Raw genomic sequence first — 13,069 nt, forward strand, 5'->3', positions numbered from 1 at the left:
AGTATCGAAATTCACACCTGAACCCGTGGGGTATCCGCACGCGCGATGACGCCGCGGCGGATGTTTTTCGGAGCAGGCGTTCGCGAAGATCGGCGTTTCGACGCCCTCGCCATCCTGGCGGAGCAGGCTGAGGTTCAGCCCGCATCGACGGGGTTCTTTCTGGAACATCTCGCCCTGATGGCGCGAGCGGCTTCAGAATCTCCTCTGCGTGACTGGGGCGGCGCTTTACGGCGTCGCCCTTTCTTTTTGCCATCAGGACCAGATGAGGGCGTCGCGAACCACGGAGGGCGCGCCTCCAGCCAGATCCAGCGGCCTCTCGGCGCCAGAAGCCAGGCGTCATTCGACCTGAAAATCCTGATAACCTGACAGGCCCAGACCTCGGCAAGTTGACGCACCCGTCAGGAGTCTTCATATGTGGATTCACATATGAATTCATATGTGAAGCAGTGGGTTTGTCAGTGACGCAGTTGACGTCTGCCGGTTCGAACCAGGCGAGCGCTTCCTCCCTTCATGTGGATGATCGCCATAACTCCCATCCCGATGATCGCGATCCGATGTCGGCAGAGGCCGTACCGGGCCTTATCCTCGGCAGTCTTGACGGCGTTCCGCCTCGCACCGAGCAGATACTGTCGGCGACCCTGGGCGATTATGAAGCTGAGAACCTGACGCCCCCGGGTGTTGAGAGCTTTGAGCTGAGTTTCGTGAAGGGCGCGGCCGGTGAGCGGCGCACGGCCGTGTGGCCGACCTTCAGCCTGGTGCGCAATGCCGGAGCGCTGCGGATTTCCGACTTCCGGTGCGACGGCCAGAGGTTTCGCGGCGCCTTGAAGGATGGCGGCGTCGCCACCTTCGCCACCGGCTCCTTCATGGAGATCGAGTGGGCCAGCCGCCCGACCTATCATCTGCTCACCTTCGCGTCCGAGGACGTGGAGGACGCCCTGGCTCGCCTGGGCGTCGGCCGCCGGCCACAGCTTCGTTCCCGCCTTCAGGTGGGGGACGCGGTGCTGGAAGGCCTCTACGCCAACTTCGTCGAGGAGGCCGAGCGCGGCTGGCCCAAGGGCGCGGTGTTCGCCGAATGGTTCGCCCTCAGCATCCTGATGCGCACGGCGGAAATCTGCACCGACGCCGAAGGCTCCGCCATCGATCGAGCGAGGGGACTGGCGCCTCGTCAATTGGCGCGTGCGCTGGAGCTCATCGACCAGGGCATCGACCAGAACCTGACCCTGTCCGACCTGGCCTCCGCCGTCGGGCTCAGCCGCTTCCACTTCGCGCGGCGGTTCCGGCAATCGACCGGCGTCTCGCCGGTGAAGCACCTGATCAACCGTCGTCTGGATCGCGCCTTCCAGCTGCTGCGCACCGGCACCCGCTCGGTGATGGAGGTGGCCCTGGCCTGCGGCTACGAGAATACCTCGCACTTCACCCGAGCCTTCCGGACCCGCTTCGGTATGACGCCCTCGGACTGCGTGCGCCAGCATTCGCGCTGACGTCTCACCCTCCGATACAGATACGAAAACGCCCCGGATCGCTCCGGGGCGTTTTTGTTTGGGCTTGATCGTCGACCCAAGAAAAAAGGCGGCGGGCCCGAAAGCCCGCCGCCCCGATCTTAAGCCTCTACGCGCTCCTAGTACTTGAGCGAGGCGTTGATGAAGAACATCCGGCCCAGGACGTCGTAGACGGCCGGGTAGCCGCTGTTCGACGGCGAGGCGTTGGCGCCCAGGATCGGGTACTTCTCCTGGGTGATGTTGCGGACGCCACCAGTCAGGGCGACGTTGTCGCTGACTTTCCAGTCGGCCGACAGGTCGATGTAGTTCTTGGCGCCGATCCGCTCGACGGTGCGAACAGCGGCGGAGTCGTCCAGAACGTCGTCCAGGTGGTTCCAGATCAGGTTCAGGCCGACGCTTTCGTACGACCAGTTGATCGCCGTGCGCAGCTTGTGACGCGGAGTCGGGTTGCCGCAGGTCGAGCCGAAGCGGTCCGCGCACTTGATCAGGCCGGCGTTAGCGTCCGGGATCGTCGAGGCCTCCCAGGTGTTGGTGTAGAGCGTCTTCACCGACACGCCGCCCCATTCGGGCAGGCCCACATCAGCCAGGTCAAAGCGATAGGTGATGCCGATGTCGAGACCCGACGCCGACGCTTCGGCCTGGTTGAAGTTCAATGCCTGGACGAAGTTGATCGAACCGTTCGCCAGGCGAGTGATGGCCGAGCAGTACGGCGAGGTCGGATCACCGTTCACCTTGGAGCCGTAGCAGACGTTCATCACGTTCTGGGTGCCGCCGCCGAACGACGAGATCAGGTTCTTGATCTTGATGTCGAAGTAGTCGGCCGTGATGGCTAGGCGCGGGATGAACGACGGCTGGTAGACGAAGCCGGCGGTGAGGGTGTCGGCGACTTCCGGGCTAAGATTCGGATTGCCGCCGATCATGGTCTGGGTCTGCTGGTTGGCGTTGAACGTGCCGACCACCGACGCGGGCACGCCCGAGCGGATGCAGGCCTGACGACGCTGGTCGATCGCCGCCTGGTTGCTGCCCAGAGCCGCGAAGCCCGGCCGCGAGCAGTTGTCGGTCGAAGTCGGGAAGCTGTTCGCCAAGGGCGAGAACAGTTCACCGACCGACGGCGCGCGGACGGCTCGGTTGTAGGACGCGCGCAGACGCAGGTCGTCGTAGATTTCCCAGTCACCAGCGACCTTGTAGGTCTTGGTGATCTTGTCTTGCGACGAGTAGTCCGACAGACGGCCGGCCAGTTCCAGGTTCACCGACTGAGCGAAGGGCAGGTCCTTGAGGACCGGGATCAGCAGTTCGCCGTACAGTTCGTAGACATCGAAATCACCACGGACCGGCGGAGAAGCGTTGAAGCCGGTCAGGTTGCCCGTGGCCAGATCCTGCGACGGACGGTAGTCGAAGCCTTCGTAACGGTACTCCGAACCGACCGCGAAGCCGACGCCGCCGGCGGGCAGCTTCAGGAAGTTGTCGGTGTTGCCCGAGAAGAACGCCGAGGCCACCAGTTGCTCGTAGTCCTGCGAGGACTCGATGCGGGTCTTGATGAAGTTCGCGGCGGCGGCCGAGATCTTGCCACGGCCGAACAGGTTCACCGGCACGCAGCCGCCTGACGGGTCAGCGCAGGCGGTGCCCGCGGCGTTCAGCAGCAGGCCTTGCTGGATGCGGGCCTGGCTGGTGTCGCCAAGAAGCGACATGGAGCCGTGGGTGTTGCCGTACTGGATGTACGTTTCCCAGGAGCCGTTGATGAAGTCCAGGTCGCCGCGCAGGCCCAGTTGGGTCTGGAAGCCGTAGAAGTTGTTCTCCTGGATGCGCGGGCCGACTTCGGTCAGGCGACGGTTGAACACGCCGGTGACGGTTTCATAGATGCCGTCGCCGTCAGCATCCACATCGGTATAGGTGCCCGAGGCCGGAGCCGACGACGGGATCGTGTAAGGCGTCGCGCTGCCGAGGCCGTTCAGCGAGGCCTTGGCGGCGGCGCTCAGGAACGGGTTGTTGTCCAGGGTGAAGCGGAAGGTCCGCGAACTGATCGGCGTTTCGGCCAGCTGGGTGGTGACCGACGAATAGACGAAATTGCCCTTGGCGAAGGCCTCGATGCCCGGGGTGAGCTCATAGCTGCCCAGCGAGGTGACCGAGTAACGTTCCTGCGGCGTCTGCAGGTAGTTGATCGGCGCGAAGTTGTAGGTGTCCGGCGCCCCCAGATAGAGGCGCACGCCGCCGTCAGCGGTGAACAGCGCGACATCGGAAGCCGTGCCAGCGCCGCCCGGCAGGTTCAGCGGACGGGCACCGGTGTTGAAGCCGGCGACGGTGCCGTCTTGCTGCGCGCCCGAGCCGGAGAAGACCAGACCGACGCCAGCGGCGCGCTGAGCAGCCGAAGGTTCGCCCCAGGCGGTGGCGAGCATTCCGCCGCGCTTGCCCTGGGTCAGCGATTCACGATCGTTGTAGCCGAGCGACAGGACAACGTTGCCCTTACCGTCGTCGAACGAGGCGCCCATGGTTGCGTCGACCGAATAGATCGGGGCGTCCAGGTCGTCGGTGTTCTGATAGCCCGCCGAGAACTCAAAGCCCTCGAAGTCCTTCTTCAGGACGAAGTTGACGACGCCGGCGATGGCGTCCGAACCGTAAACGGCCGAGGCGCCGCCGGTGACGACTTCCACGCGCGAGATCAGGGCCGGCGGGATCAGGTTGAGGTCGACTGTGCCGATCTGGCTGGTCGGAGTCTGACGCTTGCCGTCCACCAACACCAGGGTGCGGTTAGAGCCAAGGCCGCGCAGGTTCACGGTGGCCGCGCCGCCCGAACCGTTGTTGACGGTCGAGGTCACGCCCGGAACCGCTTGCGGCAGGGTGTTCAGCAGGTTCTCGGTGTTCACCACACCCGACTGCTCGAGCTCCTTTTCGCCGACGGTCGCGACCGGGCTCGAGGAGACCAGGTCAGGGCGCGCGATGCGCGAACCGGTGACGACGATCTCTTCGACCGCCGTGTCGTCCTGCGCATAGGCGGCTGTGGCGGAAAGAGCCATGAAGGCCGCGCCGCAAATCATCGAAGACGCGAGCAGGCGCTCGCGCGTGGACTTGTAAGTCAAATTCTTATCCTCCAGCAGCCGCTTTGCGGCGGCGTGCCCCCATTGAGAACCGGGCCGATTTGGAAGGCGCGCCGGCCGCGACCCTCGGGTGTCGGCGCTCCTCGGCCCGCCCAAAGGCGAACCGGCCGATCGGCATGACGCTGATCGACGAACGGAGCGTGAGGAGCGGGGAGGGTCTGTGCCGACACTATGATGCGTCGATCATTGTGATCGTGCGCTCAATGCCGGGGGCGATGCGAGGAGGGCGCACCAATGATGCGGCAATGTCGCACTTCTGCGACAAGGCGACCCGCGATGGTGTTGTAAATGCAGAGGAAATTCGAGCGGCCGGGGGATCGAGCCCTTGCGGCCTTTAAATCAACCCCGCCGCGTAACGAAACCGTCTGACCTGCGAAATCCAACAGAGCAAACGTCGGTGAGGGCGGGACATGGGCGGCGAGACGACAAATTTCGAGCGGCGAAGCGCTGAGGCGACGGCATCGGCCGCGAAGCCCTCATTCTCGGTCGAGCAGGGGGCGGATCAACTTTTAAGGGAAGGCGCTTCCTGGTCAGCCATTCGGGGCGCGGGGATCGAGCTGACCTACGCTTTCCGAGCCAGCGCGACGCCCGAGGATTTTCAGGGCATTCCAGCGACCTTCTTCCGATTCAATCTGGAGCAGATGGAGGCTTACGAGCTTGCGCTCCAAGCTTGGGCGGATGTGGCGGACATCCATTTCGTGCGCGTGGGCGATGGACGGTCGGGCGACCAGGCCTATTCCAATCAGGCCACCTTGCTGGGCGGCGCCTTCACCTCGGCGGTATTCAACGTGACCGGCGGCGGCGTGCCGCCGATGACAGGCGATCGCAGCCCCGGTTCCATCGAGGGCGACACCTGGTTCAACAACTCGCCCCAACACACGGTCAACGCGCCGATATCCCGCAACAACATCGGCAACTTCGTCCATGAGCTGGGGCACGCGCTTGGCCTGGAGCACCCGGGCGACTACGGCGCTGTCGGCTCCACGGAGACCTACGAAAACGACGCGGCCTTCGCCGAGGACACCAAGATGTACTCGGTCATGAGCTATTTCGGCGCCGAGAACACGGGCGGCGTCTACAACGTTCCCGGCGGGACGATGCGGTACATGAACACGCCGCAGATGATGGATGTGGCGGCGATCCAGAAGCTCTATGGCGCCAACACCACCACCCGGCTGGGCGATACGGTCTATGGCTTCAACTCGAACGCCGACCGCATCTGGTTCCAGGCGGAGCAGGCCTATCAACTGGTGTTCACGGTCTGGGACGCTGGCGGCCACGACACTTTGGACTTCTCTGGCTATTCGACGAACGCCGAGATCGATCTGAACGCTGGCGCCTTCAGCAGCGTCGGACTGCTGAAGAAGAACGTCGCCATCGCTTTGGGCGTCACCATTGAAGGCGCTGTCGGCGGTTCGGGCGCCGACGCCATCGCCGGCAACGCCGCCGACAACCGCTTGCAGGGCATGGGTGGAGATGATCGCCTGGCCGGCGGCGACGGGATCGACACCGCGGTCTTCCGCGGCCGCGCCGGCGACTACGCTCTCTCCAGGCAAGCGGACGGCTCATGGACGGTTCGCGACCAGCGCGCGGGCGGGCCGGATGGCTCGGACCTTCTCGTCTCCATGGAGAAGGTCGTGTTTTCCAACGCCGACATCGACCTTGAACGCGCATGGTCCGACGTCGGGCTAAAGAGCGCCTATGCCGCCGTCCTCGCGCCGCTCCATCGTGGAGCCGATTGGGCGGCGCTGGATCAGCTCGCCGCCGCCAAGGCGGCGGGCGAGACCCAAGCCCAGGCGGTCGCCAGAATGGTGCAGGCCGCGGACGCCACCACCTCGGTCGCCACGATGAGCTACCAGTTCTTCACGGGGAAGGTTCCGACAGAGGGCGGGGTGGCCTACTTGGTCTCACCCATGGGACCCAACCCGAACAACCTGAATTCGCCCTACTATCAGGACTTCAATCTGGAGAACCGGTACATCAACTTCGCGGTGAACCTGGGCAAGCTGGGCGACGGCAGGGTCGGCTTCGAGCAGACCTACGGCTCGCTGTCCCTGGCCGACGCGACCAAGAAGGCGTTCCAGACGATCTTCGGCAGCGCTCCGACCGACGCCAAGGTGGCGGGCCTGCTCAGCGGCGGCCGAGACCTCTACTTCGCCTCCTACGGCGGTGACGGCGTCGAGGGGATCGGCGCAAAGGCGGCCATGGTCGGCTGGTTGCTGGCCGAGGCGGTCAAGGCCGACATCGGCGTCATGGCCCGGTCAAACGACGCCTTCCTGACCGATCTCGCCGACGGCGCGGCCTTCGCCGTAGACATGGTGGGCGTCTATGGCCGGGCTGACTGGAGCTATGCAGGGTAGGGGAATTTGGAGCGGCCGGGGGGAATCGAACCCCCGACATTCAGCTTGGGAAGCTGACGTTCTACCTCTGAACTACGGCCGCATCGGCCGGGGCGAGCCCGGCGGAGGCGGAACATAGCGGATCGGCGTCGGGCCGCAAGGCGCGTTGACGCCTTAGCGCGTCGGGCGCAACCTCGCCTCAAACAACCGTATGAGGACGCGGGCCATGGCGGATGGGCATCACGGCGAGGAGGCGCGGGCCAAGTTCCACGCCATGACCGAGGGCACGGTGGAGGACTGGGGGATCATCGCCCAGGCCTCCATGGAGTTCGGCCGCGAACTGCCGACGCGGCTGATCGCCCATCTCAAGCTGCTGCAGGGCGATTGCGGGGGCTTCGCCGTCGACCGACTGGAGCACAGCCTTCAGACCGCCACCCGCGCCCATCAGGACGGCAAGGACGAGGAATATGTCGTCTGCGCCCTGCTGCACGATATCGGCGACATTCTGGGGCCGCGAAACCACGCCGATATCGCTGCCGCGATCGTCCAGCCCTTCGTGTCGGAGCAGAACCACTGGATGGTCGCCCAGCACGCCATCTTCCAGGGCTACTACTTCTTCGACCACCTGGGCCTGGACAAGAACATGCGCGAGCAGTTCCGGGGCCATCCGGCCTTCGAACACACGGCCCAGTTCTGCCACATCTACGACCAGCCGGCGTTCGATCCGGCCTTCAAGTCCATGCCGCTTGAGGCGTTCGAACCCATGCTGCAGCGGGTGATGTCGACGCCCAAGCGCTCGATCTATCTGCGCGCGCCGGGCGAAGCGGCGGCCTGAAGCCTCAGAAGTTCTGGATGGTGGCGCGCAAGGCGTCCATGGCGGCGCCCGCGTGCAGCCACAGCTCCGGATCGGTCAGGTCCGAGGGCGCGATCGCCTCGGGCCAGGCCTGTTCGACCAGGGCTTCCAAGGCCTCGATCCGCTGTTCATTCAGCAGGTAGCGCTGATCCATGCCGGCGCGCGCCGCGTCGGGTACGGGAACGCGCAGGCGCAGGCAGGCGGGGCCGCCGCCATTGCGCATGCTCTCGCGCACATCGACCACCACGGCGCGCCGGATGGGCGAGGGGCCGTCGAGCAGCTTCTCCACCGCCGCCCAGACGGTGTTCTCCTCCCGCGCCTCGGCGGGCAACACCAGGGCCATGTCGCCGTCAGGCAAGGTGACCAGCTGGCTGTTGAACAGATAGGAGCGGACGGCGGCGTCGAGGCTGACATCCACCTCCGCGATCACGACGTCGGGCAGACGCGCGGACAGCACGTCCAGGAAAAGGCCCTTGTCGTCAAAGGCGTCGGGGTGGGCCAGCAGGACCCGCTCATTGGCCACGGCCACCACGTCATTGTGGAAGGCCCCGGCCTCGACCGCCGTCAGCGATTGGCGCACGAACATCGCGTCATTTCCGGACAGCCCGCCCAGACGCGCCACCGCGGCGCTGGCGCGCTTCTGCTGGCGTTCCGGGTAGCGCCCGCCGCGCGTCTCGCCATGGACGAAGACATTGACGCCCCGCGCCTCGTGGCGGGCCGCCAGCCGCATGTGGTTGGCCGCGCCCTCGTCGCTGAAATGCGCGCCGCCGGGCAGGGCGGGGTGGACGGCGAAGTGGCTCTCGTCGCGAAAGATCGCGCGCAGGTTTCGCCAGGTCTCGTCCTGCTCGAAGCTGCGATGGAGCATGGTCGACAGATTGGCGACTATGAAATGGGTCCGCCCGTCGCCGCTGTCGGGCGCGGCGATCACGGTGGCGGCGTTGGCCGCCCACATGGCCGAGGCCGAGCTGGCGTTGCGCAGCAGGGCCGGGTCCTCGATGGCGGCGGCGGTCAGCACCTGCTCGTCCGTTCCCGAAAAGCCTAGGGCCCGCAGCGGCCCCACGGCGGGCCGGTCATGAGGCGGCAGGAACCCTTGCTCGAGACCCAACGCCATCAATTGGCGCATCTTCGACAGACCTTCCAGCGCCGCGGCGCGAGGCTTTGACGTCCCGCCCGCATTGCCCTGCGAGGCGACATTGCCCAGGGACAGGCCCGCATAGTTGTGGGTCGGTCCGACGAGCCCGTCGAAATTGATCTCGGTTACGCTCACACACGACCCCTGTGGCTGTCCTCGTCGGATGCTCGTGTGCCACGGGGCGAGGACGACCGCCACTCATCGGGATGCGGAATCCCGGCGGCGTTGATAGAACAGCCGCTTACGGAGCGTCGCCATGACCGTCGTCCAGTCCCTGCTCGCCTTCACCGCCGCGGCGGCCTTGCTGACCGTGACGCCGGGCCTCGACACCGCCATGGTCCTGCGCACGGCGGCGGCGGAGGGGCCGCGTCGCGCGGCGCTGGCTGGCCTGGGGATCAACATCGGCTGCCTGGTCTGGGGCGCGGCGGTGGCGACGGGGCTAGGCGCGCTGCTGACGGCGTCGCAGACGGCCTTCACGGCTTTGAAGTGGGCCGGAGCGGCCTATCTGCTGTGGCTTGGCCTCAAGCTGATCCTGAAGCCGCGCCAGAGTTTCGACCTTTCGGCCCCAGGGGGCGGCGCCAGTGGCGACGACTTCGCCTGGATGCGGCGGGGCCTGCTGACCAACCTGCTGAATCCCAAGATCGGCGTCTTCTACGTTTCGCTGCTGCCGCAGTTCACGCCCGACGGCGTGGCGGCGGGACCGTTCATGTTCGGACTGGCCGTGATCCACGTTCTTCTCAGCCTGCTGTGGTTCGCCGTATTGATCATGGCGACGCGCCCTCTGGCGGCGGCGCTGCGCAAGCCCAAGGTGGTCGGCGCGCTCGACCGGCTGACGGGCGGCGTGTTTATCGCGTTCGGCCTGCGTCTGGCGCTCGATCGCGCCCGGTGAAGACCCTTCGCTCCATCCAGGCCCTGCGAGGGCTGGCGGCTCTTTCCGTGGCCGCCTTCCACGCGGCGCAATGGAGCCGGCTGGATTTTGAGATCGGCGCGGCGGGGGTCGACGTCTTCTTCGTCATCAGCGGCTTCATCATGGAGGCCATGGCGGCGGAACGACGGCTTGAGCCCGCCCCCTTCATCCTGCGGCGCGCCACCCGGGTCGTTCCGCTCTACTGGACGCTGACCCTCTTCGCCTTCGCCATCGCCTACTTTTGGCGGGGCGCGATTCCCCGGATCATTCCGGACTGGGGGCATCTGGGCCTATCCCTGGCCTTCATTCCGCACCTGGATCCGGACGGCTGGCCGTTCCCGCTGATCCCGCCCGGCTGGAGCCTGCATTACGAGGCGCTGTTCTATCTGACCTTCGCCGTGGCCCTGGCGGTCGCGCCGAACACGCGGCTGAAGTTCGTGGCCACGACGCTGGCTGTGGTGTGCGTCTTAGGGGCGGCGTTCCCGCCGGCCTATCTGGTCCTGGCCAATCCGATGCTGTTGGAATTCGTCGCCGGCATGGCCCTGGCGCGCCTGTGGCGAGCCGGCGGCCTGCCGGGGCAGGGGGCCAGCATCGCTCTCATCGCCGCCGCTTTCGCCCTGTTGGCCTGGCAACATTTCGCTGTGTTCGTTCCCGGCAACTGGCGGCCGATCACCTGGGGCGTCCCCGCCTTGATGATCGTGGCCGGGGCGCTGGGGCTGGAGGGCTCGCGCCTGTTCCGCCCACAAATCCTCCAGAAGCTCGGCGACGCGTCCTATTCGATCTATCTCAGCCACATCCTGATCGCGCCCCTGGTCGCCAAGGCGATCTGGCCCGGCCTGCCGTGGCTGTTCATTCCCGCCATGCTGCTGGTCGCGGCCGGCGCCGGATGGTTGTGCCATCTATGGCTCGAACGCCCGCTCATCAGGCTGTCTCGCAAGCTCGCGAAAACCTGACCGCTAAAACAGAAATGGTCCTATGGCCGTCTTAAGCCTTAGGCCGTAACTATCCGCGCCGCCGACAGGGCGGCGGGCTCGCAATGCGCCCGCCAATTGCGTATGTAGGCGATGACAGCGTTGTCATAAGAAGGAAGAGCGCATGGCGCCGACGGGGAAGACGGAAACGGGCGGAGAAGTCTTGGTGCTGCTGGGCGGAGGCGGAGATCTCGCCCTGCGCATGCTGCTGCCCTCGCTCTATTTTCTGGAGGCCGACCGCCTCCTTCCCGAAGGTCTGCGCATTTTCGGCGTCGCCCGGCACGAGCTCGATCGCGACGGCTATCTGAAGCTGGTTCGCGAAAACCTGCTCAAGCGCGGCGGCAAGGATGACGCCGCCTGGCAGCGTCTGGTCGAGCGGCTGGACTATGTGGCCGGCGACCTGACCAAGCCGGAAGGGGCCAAGGCCCTGGCCGAGAAGATCGGCGAGCACGGCCAGCTGACCATCTTCTTCGCCCTTTCGCCCAGCCTTTACGCGCCCGTGTGCGCGGCCCTGCAAGGCGCCGGCCTGACCCACGAGAACACGCGCCTGGTGCTGGAAAAGCCCATCGGCCGCGATTTCGAGACCTCGCAGCAGATCAACGAGGCGGTGGGCAATGTCGTCACCGAGCGCCAGATCTTCCGCATCGACCACTATCTGGGCAAGGAGACCGTCCAGAACCTGATGGCCCTACGCTTCGCCAACGTGCTGTTCGAGCCGCTGTGGAACGCCCAGACCATCGACCACGTCCAGATCACGGTCGCCGAGACCGAAGGGGTGGGCGAGCGCTGGCCCTATTACGACGAGTACGGCGCCCTGCGCGACATGCTGCAGAACCACATGCTGCAGCTGCTGTGCCTGGTGGCCATGGAGCCGCCGTCGGGCCTGGACCCCGACTCCGTCCGCTCGGAGAAGGTGAAGGTCCTGCGGTCCTTGCGTCCGTTCACGGCCGAGAGCGCCGCCGCCCATTCGGTGCGCGGCCAGTACGTCAACGGCGTGGTCGAGGGCGCCGAGGTGACCGGCTATCTGGAGGAGGTCGGCAAGAAGACCGACACCGAGACCTTCGTGGCCCTGAAGACCTATGTCGACAACTGGCGCTGGGCTGGCGTGCCGTTCTTCCTGCGCACCGGCAAGCGCCTGCCCGAGCGGCGCACCCAGATCGTCATCCAGTTCAAGCGCGTGCCGCACTCGATCTTCGACGGAGCGGGGCGCGACGACCTGGTGTCCAACCGTCTGGTCATGGATCTGCAGCCCGATGAAGACATCAAGCTGCTGATGATGAACAAGCAGCCCGGCCTCGACGCCGAGGGCATGCGTCTGCAGGCCCTGCCGCTGTCGCTCAGCCTGGCCGCCGCTTTCGGGGGCCGCCGTCGCATCGCCTATGAGCGGCTGCTGCTGGACGTGTTCAAGGGCGACCGCACCCTGTTCGTCCGCCGTGACGAGGTAGAGCAGGCCTGGGCCTATGTGGACGGCGTCGCCGACGCCTGGGCCGCCGCCAAGGTCCAGCCCGAAAACTATCCCGCCGGGGCGTGGGGGCCGAAGTCGGCCGCCGCCCTGATCGCGCCGAAGGGCCGGGCCTGGAATGAGTAAGGTCGTCATCGAGACCTTCGACAGCCGCGACGCGGCCTATGACGCCGCCGCCGAGGCGGTGGCCGAAGCGTTGCGCGCCGGCTTGCGGACCAAGGGCTACGCCAGCCTGGCCGGGGCGGGGGGCTCCACCCCGGCGCCCGTCTATGAGCGCCTCTCGGCCATGCCGCTGGCCTGGGATCAGGTGACCGCCGCCCTCGTGGACGAACGCTTCGTTCCCAACACCGCCCCCGACAGCAATGAAAAGCTGCTGCGCGAGCATCTGCTGAAGGACCAGGCCGCCAAGGCCCGCTTCACGCCCATGTATTCCGACGGCGCGCCCAGCGAGGCCGCCGCCGTGGCGTCCAAGACCCACGCCAAGCTTCTGCCCCTGGACGCGGTCCTGCTGGGCATGGGCGAGGACGGGCATTTCGCCTCCCTATTCCCGGACAACCCGGCCCTGGAGGAGGGGCTGGACCTGTCGTCGCGCAAGGTGGTGATCGCCGCCCCGGCCGGCGAGCCAGCCCCGCCCCAGACGCGCCTGACCTTCACCCTGGCCGCCCTGGCCCAGAGCCGTAGTTTGGTCCTGCTGGTCACTGGCGCGGCCAAGAAGGCGGTGGTCGAGGCGGCCCTCGACGATCCCGCGCGTTATCCGATCGGCGCTGTATTCGCCCAGACCAAAGCCCCTGTCCGCGTCCTCTGGGCCGCGTGA

Annotated in this window: 9 protein-coding genes and 1 tRNA gene; 7 read left to right on the top strand and 3 right to left on the bottom strand. The window is 66.3% G+C overall.

Annotated elements, in window-relative coordinates:
- Positions 1 to 554: 554 nt before the first annotated feature.
- On the top strand, positions 555 to 1,481 hold the full coding sequence (locus O5K31_RS06800; protein ID WP_269716550.1) for a helix-turn-helix domain-containing protein: 927 nt from the start codon (positions 555 to 557) through the stop codon (positions 1,479 to 1,481).
- A gap of 137 nt (positions 1,482 to 1,618) precedes the next feature.
- Here O5K31_RS06800 and O5K31_RS06805 read toward each other — a convergent pair whose 3' ends face one another.
- Positions 1,619 to 4,573, bottom strand: a complete 2,955-nt coding sequence (locus tag O5K31_RS06805) for a TonB-dependent receptor plug domain-containing protein (RefSeq protein ID WP_269716551.1) — start codon at positions 4,571 to 4,573, stop codon at positions 1,619 to 1,621.
- A gap of 428 nt (positions 4,574 to 5,001) precedes the next feature.
- On the opposite strand from O5K31_RS06805, the gene O5K31_RS06810 reads away from it, so the two are divergent.
- On the top strand, positions 5,002 to 6,951 hold the full coding sequence (locus O5K31_RS06810; RefSeq protein WP_269716552.1) for a M10 family metallopeptidase C-terminal domain-containing protein: 1,950 nt from the start codon (positions 5,002 to 5,004) through the stop codon (positions 6,949 to 6,951).
- 7 nt (positions 6,952 to 6,958) lie between these two features.
- On the opposite strand, the gene O5K31_RS06815 is transcribed toward O5K31_RS06810, so the two are convergent.
- A tRNA-Gly gene (locus O5K31_RS06815) sits at positions 6,959 to 7,033 on the bottom strand.
- A gap of 123 nt (positions 7,034 to 7,156) precedes the next feature.
- On the opposite strand from O5K31_RS06815, the gene O5K31_RS06820 reads away from it, so the two are divergent.
- Positions 7,157 to 7,765 (top strand): HD domain-containing protein, encoded by a 609-nt coding sequence (locus O5K31_RS06820; RefSeq protein ID WP_269716553.1) that lies wholly within the window; start codon positions 7,157 to 7,159, stop codon positions 7,763 to 7,765.
- 4 nt (positions 7,766 to 7,769) lie between these two features.
- On the opposite strand, the gene O5K31_RS06825 is transcribed toward O5K31_RS06820, so the two are convergent.
- Complete coding sequence (locus tag O5K31_RS06825) at positions 7,770 to 9,050, bottom strand: N-succinylarginine dihydrolase (RefSeq protein WP_269716554.1); 1,281 nt, start codon at positions 9,048 to 9,050, stop codon at positions 7,770 to 7,772.
- A gap of 121 nt (positions 9,051 to 9,171) precedes the next feature.
- On the opposite strand from O5K31_RS06825, the gene O5K31_RS06830 reads away from it, so the two are divergent.
- The 4 genes from O5K31_RS06830 (at position 9,172) to pgl (ending at position 13,069) form a co-directional block, all read left to right on the top strand.
- Positions 9,172 to 9,804, top strand: coding sequence for a LysE family translocator (locus O5K31_RS06830; protein WP_269716555.1), 633 nt, complete (start codon positions 9,172 to 9,174; stop codon positions 9,802 to 9,804).
- Positions 9,801 to 10,775 carry an acyltransferase family protein gene (locus O5K31_RS06835; protein ID WP_269716556.1) on the top strand — a complete coding sequence of 325 codons (975 nt, stop codon included), beginning with the start codon at positions 9,801 to 9,803 and terminating at the stop codon, positions 10,773 to 10,775. Before O5K31_RS06830 ends, O5K31_RS06835 begins: the two co-directional genes overlap by 4 nt.
- A 142-nt stretch (positions 10,776 to 10,917) precedes the next feature.
- Complete coding sequence (gene zwf, locus O5K31_RS06840; protein WP_269716557.1) at positions 10,918 to 12,381, top strand: glucose-6-phosphate dehydrogenase; 1,464 nt, start codon at positions 10,918 to 10,920, stop codon at positions 12,379 to 12,381.
- Positions 12,374 to 13,069 (top strand): 6-phosphogluconolactonase, encoded by a 696-nt coding sequence (gene pgl, locus O5K31_RS06845; protein ID WP_269716558.1) that lies wholly within the window; start codon positions 12,374 to 12,376, stop codon positions 13,067 to 13,069. Before zwf ends, pgl begins: the two co-directional genes overlap by 8 nt.

The sequence above is a fragment of the Caulobacter sp. NIBR2454 genome, from assembly GCF_027474405.1.
Lineage (GTDB): Bacteria > Pseudomonadota > Alphaproteobacteria > Caulobacterales > Caulobacteraceae > Caulobacter.

Bases quoted from the DNA above. Each gene is read 5' to 3' on its own strand.
- O5K31_RS06800 (WP_269716550.1), top strand. From the start codon at position 555: ATGTCGGCAGAGGCCGTACCGGGCCTTATCCTCGGCAGTCTTGACGGC.
- O5K31_RS06810 (WP_269716552.1), top strand. From the start codon at position 5,002: ATGGGCGGCGAGACGACAAATTTCGAGCGGCGAAGCGCTGAGGCGACG.
- O5K31_RS06820 (WP_269716553.1), top strand. From the start codon at position 7,157: ATGGCGGATGGGCATCACGGCGAGGAGGCGCGGGCCAAGTTCCACGCC.
- O5K31_RS06830 (WP_269716555.1), top strand. From the start codon at position 9,172: ATGACCGTCGTCCAGTCCCTGCTCGCCTTCACCGCCGCGGCGGCCTTG.
- zwf (WP_269716557.1), top strand. From the start codon at position 10,918: ATGGCGCCGACGGGGAAGACGGAAACGGGCGGAGAAGTCTTGGTGCTG.
- pgl (WP_269716558.1), top strand. From the start codon at position 12,374: ATGAGTAAGGTCGTCATCGAGACCTTCGACAGCCGCGACGCGGCCTAT.